The following is a 22766-nucleotide window of genomic DNA, read 5'->3' as shown; positions in this document are numbered from 1 at the left end:
TTAGGCTGCTCCGGGCGATTTCAAGTGTGCCGCCTCAACCCACCCAGCGGCGGGCGTTGCGCCACAGGCGCATCCAGGGGCTGAAGGCGGCCGGGTCGCCCGGCGTCCAGCTCATCTGCAGGTTGCGAAACACCCGCTCGGGGTGGGGCATCATGGCGGTGAAGCGCCCGTCCGCGGTGGTGACGGCCGTCAGGCCCTCGGGGCTGCCGTTGGGGTTGGCGGGGTAGGCATCGCTCACCTGGCCGTGGTTGTCCACGAAGCGCAGCGCGCGCACCACGCTGGCGGCGTCGCCGCGCACGCCGAAGTTGGCGTAGCCCTCGCCGTGCGAGACGGCGATCGGCAAGCGGCTGCCGGCCATGCCGGTGAAGAAGATGCTGGGCGATTCGAGCACCTCCACCATGGACAGACGCGCCTCGAAGCGGTGGCTCTGGTTGGTGGTAAAGCGCGGCCAGGCCTTGGCGCCGGGGATGATGGGCGAGAGTTCGGCGAACATCTGGCAGCCGTTGCACACGCCGAGCGCGAAGGTGTCCGTGCGGCCGAAGAATTGCTGGAATTGCTCGGCCAGGCGCGCGTTGAAGGTGATGGAGCGCGCCCAGCCCACGCCCGCGCCCAGCGTATCGCCGTAGCTGAAGCCGCCGCAGGCGACGATGCCCTGCATGTCCCGCAGGCTCACGCGGCCGGCCTGCAGGTCGCTCATGTGCACGTCCACGGGGTCAAAACCGGCCACGCCGAAGGCATAGGCCATCTCGACGTGGGAGTTCACGCCCTGCTCGCGCAGCACGGCCACGCGGGGCCGGGCCAGGTTCAGGAAGGGCGCGGCGACGTCTTCCTGCGCGTCGAAGGTCACATGCTGGTGCAGACCGGGGTTGGCGGGGTCGCCCGCGGCGGCGTGCTCGGCGTCGGCGCAGGCGGGGTTGTCGCGGCCCTGGGCGATCTTCCAGCTCACGGCGTCCCAGACCTGGTGCAGATCGACGAGCGGCGCGCCAAAGACCTTTTTCGCGTCGCGCCAGACCTGCAGTTCACCCTTGCCCGCCTTCATCGGCGAGGCTTCGGGCCGGGTCTTGCCGATGAGGTGGCTGCACTGGATGAGGCCATGCTCGCGCAGCACCTGCATGACGGCGGAGCGCTCGGCGGTGGCGATCTGCAGCACCGCGCCGAGTTCTTCGTTGAACAGCGCACGCAGCGTGAGCACGTCGCGCCGGCCGCTGATCTGCTTGGTCCATTCCTTGGCCTCGAAGCTGTCCATGCGGCCGTCCCGGATGCCGTCACCCTCGCTCACCAGCATGTCCACGTTCAGCGCCACGCCCACCTGGCCGGCAAACGCCATCTCGGCCACGGTGGCGATCAGGCCGCCGTCGCTGCGGTCGTGGTAGGCGAGGACCAGGCCCCGCTGGCGCAGCGCATTGATGGCGGCCACCAGGCGTTTGAGGTCTTCGGGGTCGTCCAGGTCGGGCGCCTCGGTGCCGCTTGCGCCCAGCACTTCGCCGAGGATGGAGCCGCCCATGCGCATCTTGCCGTGGCCCAGGTCGATCAGCACGATGGAGCTGTCCTCCACGCTGGCATCGAGCTGCGGCGTGAGCGTGCCGCGCACATCATCCAGCGTGGCAAACGCGCTGACGATGAGGCTCACGGGCGAGACGACCTTCTTGGGCGTGCCGCCGTCGCTCCACTGCGTGCGCATCGAGAGGCTGTCCTTGCCCACCGGGATGGAGATGCCGAGCTGCGGGCACAGCTCCAGGCCGACGGCGCGCACAGTGTCGTAGAGCGCGGCGTCTTCGCCCGGCTCGCCACAGGCGGCCATCCAGTTGGCGCTGAGCTTGACGCGCTCCAGCTCGATGGGCGCAGCCAGCAGGTTGGTGATGGCTTCAGCCACCGCCATGCGTCCGGAGGCCGGGGCGTTCAGGCTGGCGATGGGCGTGCGTTCGCCCACGGCCATGGCTTCACCGGAAAAACCGCTGTAGTCGGCCAGCGTGACGGCGACGTCAGCGACGGGAAGCTGCCAGGGGCCGACCATCTGGTCGCGGTGGGTGAGGCCGCCGACGCTGCGGTCGCCGATGGTGACGAGAAAACGCTTGCTGGCGACCGTGGGATGGGCGAGCACCTCGATGACGGCCTTTTCCACGGCCAGGTCGTCCAGCGGCAGTTCCGTGCCCTGGCGAGCGACGCGGGTCACGTCGCGCTGCATTTTGGGCGGTTTGCCCAGCAGCACGTCCATCGGCATGTCCACGGCCATCGCGCTCCCTCCCCCGCTGGGGGAGGGCTGGGGTGGGGGCTGGTGCGTTGCCCCGTCATCATGCTGGCCCCCCTCCCGGCCTTCCCCCAGCGGGGGAAGGGGCAGATCCAGGTCGCCGACGACGAGCTGGCGCGCTTCGGTGGCCACACCGACGACGGCGAACGGGCAGCGCTCGCGTTCGCAAAGGGCCTGAAACTGCGCCAGCGACTCGGGCGCGATGGCCAGCACGTAGCGCTCCTGGCTCTCGTTGCTCCAGATTTCCCTGGGCGAAAGGCCGCTTTCTTCCAGCGGCACGGCGCGCAGGTCAAAACGCGCACCGCGCCCGGCGTCGTTGACCAGTTCAGGGAAGGCGTTGGACAGGCCGCCCGCGCCCACGTCATGGATCGCCAGGATGGGATTGGCCTCGCCCAGGGCCGCGCACTGGTTGATGACTTCTTGCGCGCGGCGCTCGATCTCGGGGTTGCCGCGCTGCACGGAGTCGAAGTCCAGCGCGGCCGCGTTGGCGCCGCTGGCCATGGAGCTGGCCGCACCGCCGCCCATGCCGATGCGCATGCCGGGGCCGCCCAATTGCACCAGCAGCGTGCCGGCGGGGAAGGGGATTTTCTTCGTCAGGCGCGCGTCGATGCTGCCCAGGCCACCGGCCAGCATGATGGGCTTGTGGTAGCCGCGCTGCACGCCATCGACCAGTTGTTCGTATTCACGGAAGTAGCCCGCCAGATTGGGGCGGCCGAACTCGTTGTTGAAGGCCGCGCCGCCCAGCGGGCCTTCGGTCATGATCTGCAGTGGGCTGGCGATGTGCTCGGGCTTGCCCAGCGCGCTGCCCCAGAGTCTGGAGACCGTGAAGCCCGTCAGCCCCGCCTTGGGGCGCGAGCCGCGGCCGGTGGCGCCTTCGTCGCGGATCTCGCCGCCCGCGCCGGTGGAGGCGCCGGGGAAGGGGGAGATCGCCGTGGGGTGGTTGTGTGTTTCCACCTTCATCAGCACGTGGCGCAGCATCTTTTGTTTTTGATAGCTGCCGGCGCCCGCCTCGCCTGCGTTTGAGGCCGATTTGGCCATGAATTCTTCTACCTCGGCGCCCTCCATCACGGAGGCGTTGTCGGCATAGGCGACGATGGTGTGCTGCGGCGAGGTGGCCTCGGTGTGGCGGATCATGCCGAACAGCGTGTGCGCCTGCGCCACGCCGTCGATGGTGAATTGCGCATTGAAGATCTTGTGGCGGCAATGCTCGCTGTTGGCCTGGGCGAACATCATCAGCTCCACGTCCGTGGGGTTGCGCCCGAGCTGGGTGAAGGCCGCCACCAGGTAGTCGATCTCGTCATCGGCCAGCGCCAGGCCCCAGGCGGTGTTGGCCGTCTCCAGCGCGGCGCGGCCCCGGGCGAGCACGTCCACGCTCGCCATGGGCTCGGCCTGCAGTTCGGTGAAGAGCCGCTCGGCCTCGCCCCGCGTGGCGACGACCGACTCGGTCATGCGGTCGTGCAAGAGCGCGGCAATCTGGTCGCGCTGCGCGAGCGTGAGTTCGGCCTTGCCGCCCAGCAGGCCGCCCTTGAGCGCGAAGCGGTACTCGGTCACCCGCTCGATGCGCTGCACCGCAAGTCCACAGTTGCGCGCGATGTCGGTGGCCTTGGAGGCCCAGGGCGAGATCGTGCCCAGGCGCGGCGTGACGATCAGCGCCTCGCCCTCGTCGGCGGCTCCCAAGGGTTCTCCGTAGTCCAGCAGCGCGGCCAGGCGATCGCGCATGGCCGCGTCCAGCGGCCCGGGCGTGGCCACCAGATGCAGATGGCGGGCCTGCACGCCGACCACCCTGGGGTGCACGGCCTGCAGGCTGGCGAGCAGCCGCTGCGCGCGAAACGATCCGATGGCGTTGCCGCCGGCAAACAGGGTGAGATGCAAGGACACGTGGGGGCCTGAAAACGCAAGCCGCGGCTGTGGCTTGCCACGGCCGCTGACTGGGACAGCGGCAAGCCGGACGCGAGGGAGGGTTGGCGAAAGGGCAATTTTAGTGAAGCGGCATGCACCTGTTGCGAATGGGATAATTTCGCAATGACCATAGAAATCAAGGATGCGGCCGGCATTGCCGGCATGCGCGAAGCCTGCCGTCTGGCGTCCGAAGTGCTCGACTACCTCACTCCGCACATCGTGCCGGGCCTGCCCACCATCGAGATCGATCGGCTCGGCGCCGAATGCATGAAGCAGCAGGGCACGGTGTCGGCCACCATAGGCTACCAGCCGCCCGGCTACCCGCCCTACCCCGGCCATCTGTGCACCTCGGTCAACCACGTGGTGTGTCACGGCATACCGAACGACAAGGCGCTCAAGAAGGGCGACATCGTCAACGTGGACGTGACGGTGATCACCAAGGATGGCTGGTTCGGCGACACCAGCCGCACCTTCCTCGTGGGCGAATGCTCGATCGCGGCCAGGCGCCTGGTCAAGCTCACCTACGAATCGATGTGGCTGGGCATCCAGCAGGTGCGGCCCGGCGCGCACCTGGGCGACATCGGCCACGCCATCCAGACCTTTGCCGAAGGCCACGGCCTGTCGGTGGTGCGCGAGTTCTGCGGCCACGGCATAGGCAGGAAGTTCCACGACGAGCCGCAGGTGCTGCACTACGGGCGCCCCGGCACGGGCGTGGAGCTCAAGCCCGGCATGACCTTCACCATCGAGCCCATGCTCAACCTGGGCAAGCGCGACATCAAGGAGCTGGGCAAGGACGGCTGGACCATCATCACCAAGGACCACAGCCTCTCGGCGCAGTGGGAGCACACCATCCTGGTGACCGAAACCGGCTTCGACGTGCTCACGCTCTCGGCAGGCTACCCGCCGCTGCCCGACTTCGTCACCGCCACGGCGACCTGACTGCGCCCGCGCCCTTCCCCCCGCGAGGCCGCCCCCATGGCTTGCACCGGCGCCGAACTGACCGCACTGCAGGCCGAACACCGCCAGCGCCGCGCCGCGCTGCTGGCGGCGCTGATGCAGCCTGACCTGCGCCCGCAAGGTGTACGCCGCATCCTGCGCGCGCTCTCGGACGCCAGCGACACGCTGCTGCGTGCGCTCTGGGGGCGTGCGCACATCGGCAGGCAGGCCGCACTCGTGGCCACCGGCGGTTACGGGCGGCGCCAGCTGTTCCCGCATTCCGACGTGGACGTGCTGGTGCTGGTGGGCACGGGCGCGGCGACGGCGGCGATCGAGACCTTCATCGCCTGCTGCTGGGACGCTGGCCTGAGGATCAGCTCCAGCGTGCGCACGCTGCCCGAATGCCTGCAGGCCAGCGGCGCCGATCTCACCTTGCAGACCGCGCTGCTGGAGGCGCGGCGCCTGGCGGGCAGCACGCGCCTGTTTGCCGAGCTGCGGACCGCCCACGCGCGCGCGCTGGACGTGCGCGCCTTCATGCAGGCCAAGCTGCTGGAGCTGCACCAGCGCCACACGCGCCACGAACACACGCCCTATGCGCTGGAGCCCGACTGCAAGGAGTCGCCCGGCGGCCTGCGCGACCTGCACCTGGTGCTGTGGCTGGCGCGCGCCGCACGGCTGGGCACGAGCTGGCGCGAGCTGGCCGAGCGCGGCCTGGCCACGCCCTACGAGCTGCGCCAGCTGCAGCGCAATGAAGCCATGCTCTGGCTGGTACGCGCGCGCCTGCACGTGGTGGCCGCGCGCCATGAAGACCGCCTCGTCTTCGACCTGCAGGCCGCGGTGGCGCAGGCCTTCGGCCTCACGGATACGCAGGGCAGCGGCGGGCGGCTGCTGCGCGCAAGCGAGCAGCTCATGCGCCGCTACTACTGGGCGGCCAAGGCCGTCTCGCAGCTCACGCAGATCCTGCTGCTGGAGATCGAGGAGCGCGTGCAACCCGCGTCCGAGCCGCTGATCCTGATCGATGCGGAGTTCCTGCAAAAAGGCAGTCTGCTGGAGATCGCACGCCGCGACCTGTACGAACGCCGCCCCCAGGCCATCGTGCGCACCTTCCTGCGCTACCAGAGCACGCCGGGCATCACCGGCCTGTCGGTGCAGACGCTGCGCGCGCTGTACAACGCGCGCCCGCTGATGAAGCGGGCGTTTCGCGAGGATGAGGCCAATCGCGCCTGCTTCATGCAGATCCTGCGCCAGGGCTCGGGCGTGACGCACGCGCTGCGCCTGATGAACCAGACCTCGGTGCTGGGGCGCCTGCTCGCGCCGTTTCGGCGCATCGTGGGGCAGATGCAGCACGACCTGTTCCACGCCTACACCGTGGACCAGCACATCCTCATGGTGGTGCGCAACCTGCGGCGCTTCTTCATGCCCGAGCATGCCCACGAATATCCGCTGTGCTCGCAACTGGCCACGGGCTGGGACAAGCCCTGGCTGCTGACCATCGCCGCGCTGTTTCACGACATCGGCAAGGGGCGCGGTGGCAACCATTCGCAGATCGGCGCACGCGAGGTGGCGCGCTTTTGCCGGCGCTACGCCGCGCACGGCATCACCGGCGAGGACGCGGCGCTGGTGGAGTTTCTCGTGGCCGAGCATCTCCTGATGAGCCAGGTGGCGCAAAAGCAGGACTTGAGCGAGCCGGCCGTCGTCGCCGCCTTTGCCCGGCGCGTGGGCAACGAACGGGCACTCACCGGCCTGTACCTGCTCACCGTGGCCGATATCCGCGGCACCGGCCCACGCGTGTGGACGGCCTGGAAGGGCAAGCTGCTCGAAGACCTCTACCACGCCACGCTTGCGGTGCTGGGCGGGCGCACCCCCGAGCCCGCCACCGAGATCGAGGAGCGCAAGCGCGACGCCCGCGTGGTGCTGGCGCTGCACGCGCTGCCCCCGCTGGCCCACGAGCGGCTGTGGCGCACGCTGGACGTGGGCTACTTCCTGCGCCATGACGCGGGCGACATCGCCTGGCATGCGCGCCAGCTCTGGAGCCTGGTGGGCGGGGCGCAGCCGGTGGTGCGCGCGCGCAAGTCGCTGGCCGGCGAGGGCCTGCAGGTGCTGGTGTACACGCCCGACCAGAGCGAGCTGTTCCTGCGCATCTGCGGCTACTTTGACCGCGCCGACTTCTCCATCCTGGCCGCGCGCATCCACACCACGCTGGACGGCCATGCGCTCGACACCTTCCAGGTGATCGCGCGCCACGGCAACACCGGTGTGCGCGAGCTGATGGCGCTGGTGCAGGACGGGCTGCCCCGGGCGCTGGACCCGCGCACCGCCCTGCCCGAGCCACGCCCCCGGCGCCTGTCGCGGCGCGCGCGCAGCTTTCCGATCACGCCGCGCGTGACGCTGCGCCCCGACGAACGCGGCGAACGCTGGATCCTGACCCTCTCCGCCACCGACCGCGCCGGCCTGCTCTACCTGGTGGCCCAGGTGCTGGCGCGCCACGGCCTGAGCGTGCAACTGGCCAAGGTCAGCACCCTGGGCGAACGCGTGGAAGACACCTTCGTGGTGAGCGGCGAGGCGCTGCAAAGCGCCGAGCGACAGCTGCGCATCGAACAGCAATTGCTGCAGGCCCTGGCCCAGCCCTGAGCGGGCGCTGCCCGCACACGGGCCGGCTGACGCCCACCCAATAACCCTTGGCTCCGTGCCAGTATCGTTTTGCCTGGCGCTCCGGCTGGGCTACGGTGGTCCCGTCCGATTCACCCCGCACGCAAGGAGGCCGCGCATGCCCGCAGAGAAATCCACCGCATCCCTCAAGCCGGAGGCCGGCATGCAGCGGCGCGCCCTGATCACGGGTTGCGTCATTGCAGCCATCGCTCTGGCCGCAGGCAAGGTCGAAGCCCAGCCGCGACATGACCGGCACGACCGGCGCGGCCACGGCAGGCCCGCGCCCCACCGTCCGCCGCGCGGGCCCGCCGTCAGGCACCATGGCAACGCCTACCGCCGCTGGCGCAGGGGCGAGCGCCTGCCGTCGCAATACCGCTCGCGCCACTATGTGGTCAACAACTGGCGCGCCCACCGCCTGAGCCGCCCGCCGCGCGGCTACCACTGGGTGCAGTACGGCGCGGACTACGTGCTGGTGGCCATCGCCACGGGCGTGATCGCCCAGGTCATCCTGAACCAGTGAGCTGAACGTGCCGATGCCCACAGGCCTGGCCCGCGCCGTCGGCGCGGGCACGCTGCTCGTCTGCCTGACTGCTTCGGCCCACGCAGCCTTCGACGCGGAATTTGCCAAGGGTCCCTGCCCGCTGATTGCCGACTCCGCCGTCGCCAGGACCTTCGGCTTGCCGGCAAACGCCACCATCGGCCACACCAACGTCAAGCTGGCCGGCCTCAGTTGCAGTTTCGACTGGGACGACAAGCACCAGCTGCTTGTGGCCAAGGTCCGCTTGCAGGAAAAAAAGTCCGTCAAGCAAGCCGCCGACGCCTTCGAACGCTCCACCCGCTCGATGACGAAAGAAGACATGGCCCGGGCCGCCGAGGTGCTGCGCCAGCGCATGGAGAAGTCGGGACAGAACAGCTCGACCAAGGCCGCCGGCAATGCGCTGATCGGCGCCGCGACACGCGAGCCCATCGTCTTCGAGGACGTTCGCAGCGTGGGTGACGAAGCCCGCTACGACGCAAGCGACGAAGGCACGCTGGTGGTGCGCAAAGGCAAGAACATCTACCGCATCACGGCCTACTACGGCGCGCAGATGTCGGGGTCCCGGGACCTCAAGCACCACAAGCAGTGGCTGCAGGACACCCGGGTGCAGCGCAAGCAGCAGGCCGTCGAGCTGGCCAGAGCGGTGCTGAAGGCCGCACGCTGAGGGGCGCGGCGCGGCGCGGCCGGCGCGCGCCTGAACCGCCGAAGCAGCCCCGCGGGCGGGCGCCAACCGGCCAGCCAGCGGGCGACCACGCAGGATATGCTAGGTGGCACCGGCGGCGGGCCCGCCATGCCCAGGCCAGGCAGCCCGCCGCCTTCCCGTCCACCCTGCAGTGGAGCAAGCACCATGGCTCTCGTTCAAGGCCGTCCGGCCCGTCTGCCACCCCGCACCTTACTGGCGATGCTGGGCCTCGCCCTGGCCGTCGCGCTGTGCTGGTGGCCGCGGTTCAACACCGTGGCGGACGAAGCGGTGGACGCCGGCTTCAAGCGCGCGCTGGTGAGTTTCGCCACCGCCCGCACGCTGCACGGCGTGATCGCGGTGGTGCAGGGCACGGAGGTGGCGGTGCAGCCCATGGGCATGGGCGTGACGCTCACGCCCGGTCAGATGCTGGCACCGATCAACGACCTGGCAGCCCAGGTGGCCGACTGGATGCTCTGGGCCAGCGTGGCCTTTGGCCTGCAAAAGCTGCTGCTGGCCATGGGCGGCAGCCTCTGGGTGTCGGGCGCGGTCAGCTTGCTGGCCCTGCTGTGGCTGGCGGCCCGACTCCGCGGGCATGGCCCGCCCTGGCTCACGCGGCTGCTCGTCGTGCTGCTGTTTGCCCGGCTGGTGATGCCGGTGACGATACTGGGCAGCGAACAGCTCTTTGCCCACTTTCTCGCCCAGCCCTACGAACAAAGCCAGCTGGCCAGCGACGCTGCCGCGCAAACGCTGCAGGCGGCGCAGGCGCCCCAGGCTCCGGGCGCCGTGCCGCCCGCCCCCGATGCCCAGGGCCAGGGCCTGCTGGAGCGCCTGAAGCAATGGGGCAGCGACGCGCGCGAGGCCGTGGCCAGCCCCGTGCAGACCGCGCAGGCGCAGCTGCAGCGCATCTCTGCGGCGGTCGACCAGCTGGTGCAGCAGCTGGTCACGCTGATCGTGGTGTTCGCGCTGCAGACCCTCGTGCTGCCGCTGCTGCTGGCCTGGGGCCTGCTGCAGCTCTTTCGCGGCCTGCTTCAGGCGACGTCCGGCGCGATCGCCTCGGCCCAGTCGTAGATCGCCTCCAGCAGCGCCTGGCCGCGCTCGTCGGCCTGCTCACCCAGCGCATCGAGCTGGGCAAACAGCGCGTCGAAGGTGCGCGCACCGCCCTCGCCGTCCACCAGCGTGGCGATGCGATGCTGCTGCCAGCGCTGCTGTTCTTCTTCGCTCAGCGTGTCGGGGAAGTTGCGCGCGCGGTAGCGAAACAGCAGTTCGGCCAGGCGCGCATCGTCAAAGCCCGCGCGCGCCTGGGCCAGTTCGGCCGGCGGCAGGCGGCGCAGACGCTCCAGGCGGCGGCGGTCTTCGTTGCCGAGAAAGCCGCCATACAAATCCTGGTCCACGTCCAGCGCCGCCGCCTGCGGGCGCTGGTACACCGCGGGCCAGATGGCGCTCATGTCGGGCAGGTCGCGCGCGATGGCCGCATGGCGCTCGGCGCGGGCCAGATCAATGCCCCAGCGCTCGGCCATGGCCGGCGTCAGGGTCTTGAGCTTGCCCACCACCATGGGCGACTTGTTCAGGTGCACGCCCTTGAGCGGCAGGCGGCCCGCTCCTTCAGGGAGATCTTCAGCGCGGGTAAACAGGCGCAGACGCAGCTCATCCACCGAAAGACCCGCCAGCTCCGCAGGGTCGTGCGCCAGGTCCCAGGCCAGCAGTTCGTTCTTGTTCGCCGGGTGCATGGCCAGCGGCCACATCACCGCCAGGCAGCCCTGCTGCACCGGGAACATGCCCGAGACATGCAAGAATGGCTTTGCCATGTCTTGTGTCGTTGGCAGGCACAGCTCCTGCGCCACACGCTCCTTTTTATGGAGCGAAAACGCGAAATCGAACAGCCTGGGCTGGCGCTTGCGGATGAGCCGCGCCAGCGCGATGGTGGCGCGCACGTCCGACAGCGCATCGTGCGCCGCCTCGTGCGCAATGCCGTTGGCGCGCGTCAGGTGCTCCAGCCGGAAGCTGGTCTTGCCGTCCACCTGCGGCCAGTGGATGCCCTCGGGGCGCAAGGCATGCGTCATGCGCACGACGTCCAGCAAGTCCCAGCGGCCGCACTGGTTCTGCCATTCGCGCGCATAGGGGTCGATGAGGTTGCGCCAGAACATGAAGCGCGTGATCTCGTCGTCGAAGCGGATGGTGTTGTAGCCCACGCCCACGGTGCCGGGCTGGGCCAGCTCGGCCTCGATGCGCGCGGCAAAGGCGTGCTCGGGCAGGCCTTTTTGCAGGCACTCCTGCGGCGTGATGCCGGTGATCAGGCTGGCGAGCGGGTCGGGCAGGTAGTCGTCGCCCGGGCGGCAGTACAGCATCACGGGTTCGCCGATTTCGTTGAGCCCGGCATCGGTGCGTATCCCGGCGAACTGCGCCGGGCGGTCGCGCCGGGTGTCGGTGCCGAAGGTTTCGTAGTCGTGCCAGAGGAAGGTGTGTGCGGCCATGGCGCGCAGCATACCCAAGCCCTGGGTCAGGCCAGGGCGCGTGCCAGCGCATCGAACACCGCACGCAGCCGGGGCGTGCCGCGCAGCTCGCGGTGCACCACCAGCCAGCAGGGCATGGGGCTGATCGCCAGCTCGGGCAGCACGCGCCGCACCTGCGGGGTGCGCTCGCCCACGCACAGCGGCGCGGCGCCTATGCCCAGGCCTTCGCACACCGCCTGCCAGGCCAGCGCCGAATGGTCGGTGCGGATGGCGAAGAACTCGCGCCCCACGCTGAAGCCGGCGCGCCCGAAGCCGCGCACCATCAGTCCGTGGCGGTCGTCGCCTATCCAGGCGTGCTGCTGCATGGTCTCGGGCGTCACGGGCGCGCGCCCGGCCAGGTAGTCGCGGTGGGCGAACAGGCCCAGCGGCAGGTCGGCCAGGCGGCGTGCGATCAACTCCTTTTGCGTGGGCCGGAACATGCGCAGCGCGATGTCGGCCTCGCGCGCCAGCAGGTCGGCGACCTCGTCTCCAGGGGCCAGTTCGATCTGGATTTCGGGGTGCTGCGCGCGCAGCGGGCGCAGCGCCGGCAGCAGCAGGTGCTGGCTGACCATCTCGCTGGCGGTGATGCGCACCGTGCCCGCGAGGGCCAGCGCATGGCGCTCCAGTTGCAGAGCCATGCGCGCCACCTGCGCGCGCATCTCGCGCGCGGGCTCCAGCAGCACCTGCCCGGCCACCGTGGGCACCAGGCCGCGCGGCGTGCGCTCGAACAAGGCCTGGCCCAGCACGCCCTCCAGGCGCGCCAGGCGCCGGCTCAGCGTGGGCTGGCTGTCGCCCAGCAGGGCGGCCGCGCGGCCCAGCGAACCCGCTTCGGCCGCGGCCAGAAAGGCCTGCAGCAGGCGCCAGTCCAGGCCGGTGGATGCATCGGTTTGCATGGAAAGCTATTCAAAAATGAATCGCAGCAATTCTATGGCGTGGCTTCCGCTGGCGCCGCGCGGCGCCGATGATGGCCGCATGCACCCACCCATACGACACCTGATCCTCGGCGACGGCGTGATCGGCCGCGCCAGCGCCCAGGCCCTGCGCGCGCTCGGCCATGAGGCGACGCTGGCCAGCCGCACCGCGCGCGATGAAGCCGGGCACCTGCAGCTCGATGCGCGGGACCCGGCGGCGCTTGCCCGCGCGCTGCAAGGCCACAGCCATTTGCACCTGACGCTGGGCCTGCCCTACCGCGCCAGCGTCTGGGAGCGCGACTGGCCGCGCATCATGCAGGGCGCGATCGACGCCGCACTCGCCCACGGCGCGCGCTTGCTGTGGTTCGACAACCTCTATGCCTACGGACCGCTGCCGCTGGCCGTGCCCATGCGCGAAGACCACCCGCTGGCGCCACCCTCGCGCAAGGGGCGCGTGCGCGAGGGCTTGATCGGCCAGCTGCAGCGCGCAGGCGAGCAGCGCGGCCTGCGCTGGCTGGTGGCGCGCAGCGCCGATTTCTACGGGCCGCGGGCGCACCTGTCCCTGCTGTACGCGAGTGCGCTGCAGCGCCAGCTGCAGGGCCGCACGGCCTTCTGGCTGGGCGACCCCGATCGGCGCCACAGCTTCACCTACACCCTGGACGCAGCCCGCGCCCTGGCGTTGCTGGCGCTCGACGAGGGTGCCTGGCAGCAAAGCTGGCATTTGCCCACGGCCAGCCCCGCGCCCACGGCGCGCGCCCTGCTGGCCGAAAGCGCCCGCCTGCTGGGCCTGGCGCCGCGCCTGCATGCGCTGCCGGCGGCGCTGGTGCGCCTGGCCGGCCCGCTGCACCCCATGCTGCGCGAGGTGGGCGAAATGCTCTACCAGAACCAGCAGGACTACGTGTTCTGCAGCGACAAGTTCATGGACCGCTACCCCGACTTTCGCATCACGCCCTATACGCAAGGCCTGGCTGCCACGCTGGCCTCGTTCGCCCCGGGTGGCGACCCGGCGCTCGGCTGAGCGGGACGCCCGCAGCGGCGCCGGTGGCCATCGGCGCGCCCCGGACTTGGCGACTTGGGCACAATCACTGTCCATGCGTTCCATTGCGCGCCACCGCACCCATGCACCTGCCCTGGTGCTCATGCTCGCAGCCCTGCTGGGCGGCGCCGGCAGTACCGGGTTTTGCGCCCCGGCCGAGGCGCCCACCGCCGAGCAGACCGACGATTTCAGCGCCTGGCTGGCCACCTTTGCCAAGGAAGCGCGGCAGGCCGGCATACGCCAGAGCACGCTGGACGCCACCCTGGCCAAGGCGCGCCTGCTGCCCCAGGTGCTGGAGCTGGACCGCGCCCAGCCCGAGTTCGTGCGCCCGATCTGGACTTACCTGGACGGCGCGGTGTCCACTCAGCGCATCCTCGCGGGCAAGGCACAGCGCCAGCTGCATGCGCGCGCGCTGGACAGCGCCACCGAACGCTACGGCGTGCCGGCCAGCATCGTCACCGCCATCTGGGGCATAGAGAGCAGCTACGGCACGCACTTCGGGAGCTTTCGCACCGTGGACGCGCTGGCCACGCTGGCCTGGGACGGCCGCCGGCGCGACTGGGCGCGCGGGGAGCTCATGGCCGCGCTCACCATCGCGGACCAGGGGCAGATCCCCGCGGCCAGCCTGGTGGGCTCGTGGGCCGGCGCCATGGGCCACACCCAGTTCCTGCCCTCGGTCTATCTGAAGTACGCGGTCGACGCGGACGGCGACGGCAAGCGCGACATCTGGGCCAGCGTCCCCGACGCGGTCGCCTCCACCGCCAATTTCCTCGCGCAGTCGGGCTGGCGCCCGAGCGAGCCCTGGGGCGCGGAGGTACGCCTGCCGGCAAGCTTCGACTACAGCCGCACCGAGCTGTCGGTGCGCCAGGACAGCGACGCCTGGGCGGCCGAGGGGGTACGCAGCATGGACGGCAAACCCCTGCCGGCCATGCGCGACGCCTCCATCCTCACGCCGGCCGGCCGACTGGGGCCGGCGGTGATGGTGGGCAACAACTTCCGGGTGCTGCTGCGCTACAACAGCTCGACCAACTACGCGCTGGCCGTGAGCCTGCTGGCACGCCAGATCGACGGCGGGCCTGCGCTGCTCGCACCCTGGCCGCGCCAGCTCAAGCCGCTGGCGCGCGGCGAGATCGAAGCCATGCAACTGGCGCTCAACCGCCTGGGCATGGACGCCGGCGAGCCCGATGGCGTGGTCGGCCCCGCCACGCGCGCCGGCCTGCGCCGCTACCAGGCAAGCACCGGCCAGACGCCCGACGGCTACCCCACGCAGGAGCTGCTGCAGCGGTTGCTGCAGCAAACCGAGGCGGACCCGCGATGAGCCCGGCTGCCGGCCCGCCCCTGCTGAGCAGCCAGCTGCGCGCCATCCTCGCGCGCTGCCGCACCATCGCCGTCGTCGGCCTTTCGCCGCAGTGGCACCGGCCCAGCCACTTCGCCGCCCAATACATGCAGGCGCACGGCTACCGCATCGTGCCGGTGAACCCTCTGGTCGCCAGCGCAGGCGGCAGCATCCTTGGCCAAACGGCCTACGCGAGCGTGACCGAAGCCGCCCGGGCCCTGGCCGCGCAGGGGCGCCGCATCGACATGGTGGACTGCTTTCGCCGCAGCGAGGACATCGCGCCACTGGCCGACGAGGCGATCGCCATTGGCGCTGCCTGCCTGTGGTTGCAGCTGGGCGTGGTCAATGAGGAGGCCGCCGCCCGGGCGCGCGCGGCAGGGCTCGATGTGGTGCAGGACCGCTGCGTGAAGATCGAGCATGCGCGCCTGTTCGGCGGCCTGGGCTGGGCGGGGGTGAACACCAAGGTCATCAGCGCCAGACGGCCGCGCCAGCTGCCTTACTGAAAACATAGCTGTCAACGCGCGCCCAGCAAGCGTTTGAGCCACTTTTTGCTTAAAAAAATGACCACATCCCACGGCGACCATGTCTTCGGCTTCGGCACCCGCACCATCCACGCTGGCGCCCAGCCCGACCCGGCCACCGGCGCGCGCGCCACGCCCATCCACCAGACCACCAGCTTCGTCTTCGACGACGCCGAGCACGCCAGCAACCTGTTCAACCTGGCCACCTTCGGCAACGTCTACAGCCGCATCTCCAACCCGACGGTGGCGGTGTTCGAGGAGCGCATGGCCAGCCTGGAAAACGGCCGCGCGGCACTCGCCTGCGCCAGCGGCATGGCGGCGCAGATGACCGCCCTGTTCGCGCTGCTCAAGACCGGCGACCACGTGGTGGCCGCGAGCACGCTGTACGGCGGCAGCGTCGGGCAGCTGGGCACAGGCTTCGAGCGCCTGGGCATCGAGACCACCTTCGTCGATCCGGCCGACCCGGCGAACTTCGAGCGCGCCATGCGCCCCGAAACCCGCGTGGTCTTCGGCGAGACCCTGGGCAATCCGCTGGTCAACGTGCTGGACATCGCCGCCGTGGCCGAGGTGGCGCACGCGCACGGCGTGCCCCTCGTCGTGGACAACACCGTGGCCAGCCCGTATCTGTGCAACCCGCTCGATCTGGGTGCGGACATCGTGGTGCACAGCGCCACCAAGTACATCGGCGGCCACGGCACGACGATGGGCGGCGTGCTCATCGAAAGCGGGCGCTTCCCCTGGGACAACGGCAAGTTCCCCGACATGGTGCAGCCCAGCCGGGCCTACCACGGCGTGAAGTTCTACGAGACCTTCGGCGACTTCGGCTACACCATGAAGGCGCGCATGGAAGTGAACCGCACCTACGGCGGCGTGCTCTCGCCGATGAACGCCTGGCTGCTGCTGCAGGGGGCGGAAACCCTGCACCTGCGCATGCAGGCGCATTGCCGCAATGCGCTGGCCGTGGCGCGGCACCTGAAGCAGCACCCCAAGGTGGCCTGGGTCAATTACCCCGGCCTGCCCGAATCGCCGTACCACGCACTGGCGCGGAAACAGTTTCGCGAGGTGGATGGCGCACCGGGCGCCTCTGGGCTGCTCACCTTCGGCATCCGGGGCGGCGCGGCGGCGGGCGAGAAGTTCATCGATGCCTGCGAGTTCCTGAGCCACCTGGCCAACATCGGCGACGCCAAGACGCTGGTGATCCACCCGGCCTCGACCACGCACCGGCAGTTGAGCGACGAGGAACTGAAGCGCGCCGGGGTCAGCGGCGACATGGTGCGCCTGTCGGTCGGCATCGAGGACGTGGACGACATCCTCTGGGACATCGACCAGGCGCTGGCGCGCTGCGGCGCCTGACGCTGGCCGCGTCTTCTTATTTGCGCGACGGGCTGGCGGGCAGGACCAGCAGCGGCTCGCCGGACGGCGTCACCGTCTCCACACCCTCGGAGGGCGAAGCCGCCTTCTTGTGCAGCGCTACCTTGCCAAACGTGAGCGGTATCGAGACCACCTGCCGCACCGGCCCGTCGCCGCCCTGCTGCGTGACGAAGACGTTCAGGTAGTGGCGCCCGTCCCGCACCCCGCGCAGCAGCGGCGCGTCGCTCGCCCGGCCCTGGGCGTCGGCGGTCAGGGTATTGCGGGCGGCACTTTCAAGCACCAGACCGGGCTCGGGGCGGTAGCTCACCGTGAGGGTGGCGCCGGGGCGCGCATGCACAAAGTCCAGGCTGAGCCGGGCGCTGGCGCCGCTGGCGAAGGCGCTGGCGCCCCGCACCTGCACGGCAAGCGCCGGGCCGGGCTTGGCCGTCGCAGACGTGCCCGCTTGGGCCCCGGCGGGTGCGGAGCCTGCGGCCACGCCGCAGCCGGGCAGCAGCGCCAGGGCGGTGCACAGAAAGACAACGCGGTGGATGGCGGGAAAGTCGGTCATGCTGCGGCCTTTACTGAAACACGCGAACGGAAATGCAGGAACCGGGGGGCGCGGGCCGCACCGACATGACGTAGTCGCCCGGTGCCAGGACTGCGCTGGCGGTCGTGTCGTCCAGCGCCTCGAACTCAACGTCCTCGTCGGCGGAGCGCACTTCCAGGTCTTTCGCCTGGCTCTCACTGAACGCCAGTGTGTAGCTTCCGCCGCTGGCAACCGAAAAGCGGTAGTAGCGCTGATTGCCCAGGTTGATGCCCTTGTTGCCGAACTGGCTGGTGCTGCACGAGCGTGTGGGCGCGGCGCCGACCGCCAAGGGCGTGTAGATCGGCAGCACCGCGTCCTGGTGCCGCGCGCCGTCCGCCAGGCTTTGCGGCCAGCTCTGGTGCGTGCCCCAGATGTCGAGCTGCGGGCCGTTGACGGTCTGGATGTCGGCCAGCAGCGCGTCCAGCACCGCCCGCCCCTCGGGCCCGGCCGCCTCGCGCAGGTAGCTGGCAAAGGAGAACAGGCTGGTGAAAGCCGGCGTGCTCTTCTGCGGGCCGGTCATCACGCGGTAGATGTCGTCAAAACCGAGCTGCGGCGCACGCGAGGCCTTGTAGAGCAGGGTCTGCACCGAGGCCTCGTTGAACCAGCCGCGCGGCTCGTATCCGGGGATCGCATCGAGGTCCATCACCAGCCCCGTCACCGCCTGCCCGGGGTCGCTGGTATCGATGTAGAGCGGGTCTTCGCGCACCATGCCGGCCAGCGCGTTGCCCCAGGCTTCGCCAAAGGCCAGGCGCATGTCCAGCATGTCGCCGCCGCCGTGTGGGCCGCCGGTGCTGTCCGAGCGCGACAGCCGCGACTCGAAGTAGTGCCCCCATTCGTGCACGACGACGCCGGTGTCGTATTCGTCGGTGTCCACATCCTCCTTGCCCAGGATGTACAGACCAGGCGTGTCGCCCGCGGACTGCCAGTGGCTGGTGGTGATCTCGCCCAGCGCCGGTTCGCCCGGCGCGGGGCGGTTGTGGATGCTCCAGTAGGTGTTCATCGGCGGAAAGGCCACGGACGGATCGACGGCGCGCATTTTCTCGATCGCCGAATAGAACTGGTCCAGGATGGCAAAGGGCGCGGCGGCGCGCGCCTGCCCGTAGCCATCGCCCGTCCATCCCGAGGCCGCATGCAGATCCTGGGTGAGCGTGGCCTTGCTGCCGCTGTCAAACGCCTCACCCTGCACCGCATACAGCGCGGCGTTGCCCTGGGCATAGCCGCTGGAGGTGTTGTCGCGGATGCTGAAATCCCAGCTGGCGCCTGCGCCCGGCGGCTGGTGCAGCCGCGCCTTGGCGCGCAGGCGCACCGTGGTCCTGGCCGGCACCGTGAGAGTGAAGCTGCCGTCCACCCCCGCGCGGGAGCTGGCCAGCTCCCGCCCGTCGTCGGCCACGGCCACCACCTCCACACCGCGCGCCGGCCGTGCGGTGGTGTCCGCGTAGTTCAGGCCCCTCTCGGTCGTGGCCGGCACGAAGTCGTAGCTGACCCGGCCCTGGATGGCCACCGCGCTGACATCGGGCTGTGCCCCGCCGCCGCATGACGCCAGCCACAGGGGCAGGACAAGCGCGGGCAGCCAGCGCGGGAAACGGGGTCGCAGACCGTGCGTTCGAGGGGCCATGCAGTGTGCTCCATCATTCATCGGGGGCCAGAAGCCGGCGATCGTAACAGCATGTAGATCAGCTTTCGCAGGAGTCCGGCAAAGGTCAGCGCCCAGGCCAGCAGCCCGCAGTACAGCGACAGGCGCGCCAGCGGCTGCAGCAGGCCCAGACCCAGCGCCACGTCCATCTGCCAGGTGCCGGCCGCGTACATGCCCAGCGGAAACACCAGCGCCCAGTACAGCGGCTCGTAGCGCAGCGGGTAGCGGCGCGCCCCGTGGCGCCACACCCCGAGCAGCACCAGCGCCGGTATCCACCAGCTGCCCGCGGCCCAGTAGAACAGCGTGAAGCCCTTGAGGAAAGGCAGCAGCCCGGCGAGCCAGGGCGAGGCCGCCGCACCCTGCACCAGCAGCGCGCCGGCCAGCGTGGAGATGGCCAACGCACCCATGTTGATCCAGTAGGAAGGCACCAGCGTCTCGGGCGTGAGCCGCAGGAACACGAAGCGGTAGAAGATCAGCGTCATCAGCCAGATGTAGAGCATGCCGGCCGCAAGCCACAGGGACAGCGCCAGAAACTCCAGCGCCAGGCGCGAGGGGTGCGCCGCCAGCGGCGCCAGCAGCACCGCCACCACCGCGATCGACTGCGTGGCCACCACCGCCAGCAGCCAGGAGCCGCTGATGCCCTCGGCCAGCGGCGGCTTCTCCTGCCTGACCATGAAGGCCAGGAACATCGCATAGGTGATGAGGCACCACAGCAGCAGGGCCAGCGCGCCCAGCCACCAGGCAGCGTGCACCGCCCGCGCCTGCAGCAGGCATTGGCTTGCGAGCACGCCCGTGGCGGCCACCACGGTGAAATAGCCCGGGCCAAGGGCGTGATCGAACAAATCGCCGAAGAAGCGGCGCGGGTGCCACAGCGCGCGCAGCAGGTACAGCAGCCACAGCAGCGCGTACTGCAGCAGGTTGAGCAGGAGCAGCACGCGCCCGAGCGCCGTCCAACCCACCATGGAGGCGGCCAGGGCCACGATGCCCGTGGCCATCACCAGTCCGAAGTTGGCCGGAGACAGCTCTGCCAGCGCCGCACGCCAGGCCACCCAGGTGCTCATGCTATTTTTTCGGAAGCTATCAACGCTGTATCTACGGGCGTTACAGGCAATTTTTGTTCAAATATTCAGGAAAAAGAAAACCCGCCAACGGCGGGTTTTCACTCAGCCGCGCAGCTCAATCGGCCGCGGCCGCTTCCTTGTGCTCCACGCCCTTGGAGCGCTCCTTCCTGGGCAGCGGCTCGATGTCGAGCTTGACTTCAAACGTCTCAGCGCCCTTGTCGTCCTTGCCCAGGGCGATGTCCACCGTCACGCGCCCGCCGTCGGTGAGCTTGCCGAACAGCAGCTCGTCGGCCAGCGCCTTGCGGATGGTGTCCTGGATCAGGCGCTGCATCGGGCGCGCGCCCATCAGCGGGTCAAAGCCCTTCCTGGCCAGGTGCTTGCGCAGCTCGTCGGTGAAGGTCACTTCCACCTTCTTCTCGCCCAGCTGCTGCTCCAGCTGCAGCAGGAACTTGTCGACCACGCGCAGGATGACCTGTTCGTCCAGCGCCTTGAAGCTGACGATGGCGTCCAGGCGGTTCCTGAACTCGGGCGTGAACAGGCGCTTGATGTCGGCCATCTCGTCACCCGCCTGGCGCTGCGTGGTAAAGCCTATCGTGGCCTTGTTCATGGTCTCGGCACCGGCGTTCGTCGTCATCACGATGATGACGTTGCGAAAGTCGGCCTTGCGCCCGTTGTTGTCGGTCAGCGTGCCGTGGTCCATCACCTGCAGCAGCACGTTGAAGATGTCCGGGTGCGCCTTCTCGATCTCGTCCAGGAGCAGCACCGCGTGCGGCTTCTTGCTCACCGCCTCGGTCAGCAAGCCGCCCTGGTCGAAGCCGACGTAGCCCGGCGGCGCACCGATCAGGCGGCTGACCGCGTGGCGCTCCATGTATTCGGACATATCGAAGCGGATCAGCTCTATGCCCATGATGAAGGCCAGCTGCTTGGCCGCCTCGGTCTTGCCCACGCCCGTGGGGCCGGAAAACAGGAAGGCGCCGATGGGCTTGTCGCCCTTGCCCAGGCCCGAGCGCGCCATCTTCACGCTGGAGGCGAGCACCTCCAGCGCCTTGTCCTGGCCGAACACCACGCTTTTCAAGTCGCGCTCGAGCGTGCGCAGCTTGCCGCGGTCGTCATTGGAGACATTGGCCGGCGGGATACGCGCGATTTTCGCGACGATCTCCTCGATCTCGCTCTTGCCAATCGTCTTCTTGCGCTTGCTCGGCACCAGGATGCGCTGCGCCGCCCCCGCCTCGTCGATCACGTCGATGGCCTTGTCGGGCAGGTGGCGGTCGTTGATGTACTTGGCCGACAGCTCGGCCGCCGCCTGCAGCGCGGCGGCGGCGTACTTGACCGCGTGGTGCTCCTCGAAGCGGCTCTTGAGGCCCTTCAAGATTTCCACCGTCTCGGCCACTGTGGGCTCGGTCACGTCCACCTTCTGGAAACGCCTGGAGAGCGCCGCATCCTTTTCGAAGATGCCGCGGTATTCGGTGTAGGTGGTCGCGCCTATGCACTTGAGCTGGCCGCTGGAGAGCGCGGGCTTGAGCAGGTTGGATGCGTCCAGCGTGCCGCCCGAGGCCGCGCCGGCCCCGATCAGCGTGTGGATCTCGTCGATGAACAGGATGGCGCTGGGCTTGTCCTTGAGGTTCTTCAAGACGCCCTTGAGGCGCTGCTCGAAGTCGCCGCGGTACTTGGTGCCGGCCAGCAGCGCGCCCATGTCCAGCGCGTACACGACCGAATCCTTGAGGATCTCGGGCACGTCGCCCTGGGTGATGCGCCAGGCCAGGCCCTCGGCGATCGCCGTCTTGCCCACGCCCGCCTCGCCCACCAGAAGCGGGTTGTTCTTGCGCCGGCGGCACAGGATCTGCACCGTGCGCTCGACCTCGTAGTTGCGCCCGATCAGCGGATCGATGCGCCCATCCTTGGCCGCCTGGTTCAGGTTTTGCGTGTACTGCTCCAGCGGCGAAGCCTTTTCGCTGCGCTCGGCCGCGCCCTGGCTGGCGCCGTCTTCGCCCTCGGCCTGCGGGGCCTCGGGGCGGGACTGCTCCGCCCCTTCGCCCTTGCGGATGCCATGGGCGATGAAGTTGACCACGTCCAGACGCGTCACGCCCTGCTGGTGCAGGTAGTACACCGCGTGCGAATCCTTCTCGCCGTAGATGGCCACGAGCACGTTGGCGCCGGTCACTTCCTTCTTGCCGTTGCCGGTGGACTGCACGTGCATGATGGCGCGCTGGATCACGCGCTGAAACCCGAGCGTGGGCTGGGTGTCCACCTCGTCGCTGCCAGCGACCTGGGGGGTGTTGTCCTTGATGAAATTGGCCAGCGCCGAGCGCAGGTCGTCGATCTGCGCAGCGCAGGCCTTGAGCACCTCGGTGGCGCTCGGGTTGTCCAGCAAGGCCAGCAGCAGATGCTCCACGGTGATGAACTCGTGGCGCTGCTGGCGGGCCTCTACGAAGGCCATGTGCAAGCTGACTTCCAGTTCCTGGGCAATCATGTGAGAACTCCTTTTGCTTGCGGTTGGGTCTAACTGTAGATCAGGGCGGGCCGCCTGTCATTCAACAGGCTCGGCAAGGCATTGCAGCGGGTGCCCCGCCTTGTGCGCGGCATCCATGACCTGGGTCACCTTGGTGTCGGCCAGGTCACGCGTGTAGACGCCGCAGACGGCTTTGCCATCGAGGTGGATCTTGAGCATGATCCGCGTCGCGGCTTCGCGGTCCTTGTTGAAGAATTCCTGCAACACCACCACGACGAATTCCATGGGCGTGAAGTCGTCGTTGAGCATCACCACCTGGTACATGCGCGGCGGCTGCAGCTTGCGGGTGCGCCGCTCGGCCACCACCGAACCGCCCTCGTCCCAGGACGGCTCACGCGGTGGCGGCACGGGCACTTTGGTAACCATGAAATCCATTCTAGCC

General features: G+C 69.5%; 17 protein-coding genes. 9 read left to right on the top strand and 8 right to left on the bottom strand.

Features of this window, described 5'->3' with window-relative positions; all coding sequences use genetic code 11:
- Positions 1-34: 34 nt before the first annotated feature.
- On the bottom strand, positions 35-4126 hold the full coding sequence (gene purL / locus FOZ74_RS11465) for a phosphoribosylformylglycinamidine synthase (protein WP_146913191.1): 4092 nt from the start codon (positions 4124-4126) through the stop codon (positions 35-37).
- A gap of 144 nt (positions 4127-4270) precedes the next feature.
- On the opposite strand from purL, the gene map reads away from it, so the two are divergent.
- From map to FOZ74_RS11440, 5 genes are all read left to right on the top strand, one after another.
- Complete coding sequence (gene map / locus FOZ74_RS11460; protein WP_146913190.1) at positions 4271-5086, top strand: type I methionyl aminopeptidase; 816 nt, start codon at positions 4271-4273, stop codon at positions 5084-5086.
- 36 nt (positions 5087-5122) lie between these two features.
- On the top strand, positions 5123-7714 hold the full coding sequence (locus FOZ74_RS11455) for a [protein-PII] uridylyltransferase (protein WP_146913189.1): 2592 nt from the start codon (positions 5123-5125) through the stop codon (positions 7712-7714).
- A 136-nt stretch (positions 7715-7850) separates the two neighbouring features.
- The gene (locus FOZ74_RS11450; protein WP_255437580.1) at positions 7851-8252 is read left to right on the top strand and encodes an RcnB family protein; all 402 of its coding nucleotides are present in this window, start codon (positions 7851-7853) and stop codon (positions 8250-8252) included.
- A 7-nt stretch (positions 8253-8259) separates the two neighbouring features.
- Positions 8260-8934: a hypothetical protein gene (locus tag FOZ74_RS11445; RefSeq protein WP_146913188.1), complete on the top strand. Its 675-nt coding sequence runs from the start codon at positions 8260-8262 to the stop codon at positions 8932-8934.
- A 183-nt stretch (positions 8935-9117) separates the two neighbouring features.
- Positions 9118-10020, top strand: a complete 903-nt coding sequence (locus tag FOZ74_RS11440; protein ID WP_146913187.1) for a hypothetical protein — start codon at positions 9118-9120, stop codon at positions 10018-10020.
- Here FOZ74_RS11440 and sbcB read toward each other — a convergent pair.
- Together sbcB and FOZ74_RS11430 are read right to left on the bottom strand one after the other, a co-directional pair.
- Positions 9981-11423, bottom strand: coding sequence for an exodeoxyribonuclease I (gene sbcB, locus FOZ74_RS11435; RefSeq protein WP_146913186.1), 1443 nt, complete (start codon positions 11421-11423; stop codon positions 9981-9983). The genes FOZ74_RS11440 and sbcB overlap by 40 nt on opposite strands.
- Positions 11424-11449: 26 nt before the next feature.
- Complete coding sequence (locus FOZ74_RS11430) at positions 11450-12334, bottom strand: LysR family transcriptional regulator (protein WP_146913185.1); 885 nt, start codon at positions 12332-12334, stop codon at positions 11450-11452.
- 79 nt (positions 12335-12413) lie between these two features.
- Between FOZ74_RS11430 and FOZ74_RS11425 the strand changes: the two genes are divergently transcribed.
- From FOZ74_RS11425 to FOZ74_RS11410, 4 genes are all read left to right on the top strand, one after another.
- Positions 12414-13370 carry an NAD-dependent epimerase/dehydratase family protein gene (locus FOZ74_RS11425; protein WP_186764587.1) on the top strand — a complete coding sequence of 319 codons (957 nt, stop codon included), beginning with the start codon at positions 12414-12416 and terminating at the stop codon, positions 13368-13370.
- Positions 13371-13443: 73 nt separating this feature from the next.
- Complete coding sequence (locus FOZ74_RS11420) at positions 13444-14706, top strand: lytic murein transglycosylase (RefSeq protein ID WP_146913183.1); 1263 nt, start codon at positions 13444-13446, stop codon at positions 14704-14706.
- Positions 14703-15227: a CoA-binding protein gene (locus FOZ74_RS11415; protein ID WP_146913182.1), complete on the top strand. Its 525-nt coding sequence runs from the start codon at positions 14703-14705 to the stop codon at positions 15225-15227. Before FOZ74_RS11420 ends, FOZ74_RS11415 begins: the two co-directional genes overlap by 4 nt.
- A gap of 57 nt (positions 15228-15284) precedes the next feature.
- Positions 15285-16598, top strand: coding sequence for an O-acetylhomoserine aminocarboxypropyltransferase/cysteine synthase family protein (locus FOZ74_RS11410; protein ID WP_146913181.1), 1314 nt, complete (start codon positions 15285-15287; stop codon positions 16596-16598).
- Between the two features lie 16 nt (positions 16599-16614).
- Here the strand turns inward: FOZ74_RS11410 and FOZ74_RS11405 are convergent, their stop codons facing one another.
- From FOZ74_RS11405 to clpS, 5 genes are all read right to left on the bottom strand, one after another.
- Positions 16615-17163, bottom strand: a complete 549-nt coding sequence (locus FOZ74_RS11405; protein WP_146913180.1) for a hypothetical protein — start codon at positions 17161-17163, stop codon at positions 16615-16617.
- A 10-nt stretch (positions 17164-17173) separates the two neighbouring features.
- A complete protein-coding gene (locus FOZ74_RS11400) occupies positions 17174-18796 on the bottom strand; it encodes a gluzincin family metallopeptidase (protein WP_146913179.1) in 1623 nt (540 codons plus the stop codon).
- A gap of 17 nt (positions 18797-18813) precedes the next feature.
- Complete coding sequence (locus FOZ74_RS11395) at positions 18814-19875, bottom strand: tellurite resistance/C4-dicarboxylate transporter family protein (protein WP_146913178.1); 1062 nt, start codon at positions 19873-19875, stop codon at positions 18814-18816.
- Between the two features lie 115 nt (positions 19876-19990).
- Positions 19991-22345: an ATP-dependent Clp protease ATP-binding subunit ClpA gene (gene clpA, locus FOZ74_RS11390; RefSeq protein ID WP_146913177.1), complete on the bottom strand. Its 2355-nt coding sequence runs from the start codon at positions 22343-22345 to the stop codon at positions 19991-19993.
- A 57-nt stretch (positions 22346-22402) separates the two neighbouring features.
- Positions 22403-22759: an ATP-dependent Clp protease adapter ClpS gene (clpS, locus tag FOZ74_RS11385; protein ID WP_146913176.1), complete on the bottom strand. Its 357-nt coding sequence runs from the start codon at positions 22757-22759 to the stop codon at positions 22403-22405.
- Between the last annotated feature and the right edge of the window lie 7 nt (positions 22760-22766).

This window comes from Comamonas flocculans (genome assembly GCF_007954405.1).
Lineage (GTDB): Bacteria > Pseudomonadota > Gammaproteobacteria > Burkholderiales > Burkholderiaceae_C > Comamonas_C > Comamonas_C flocculans.
Note: the sequence above shows the minus strand (reverse complement) of the source record. Positions and strands in the feature narration are given on the sequence as shown.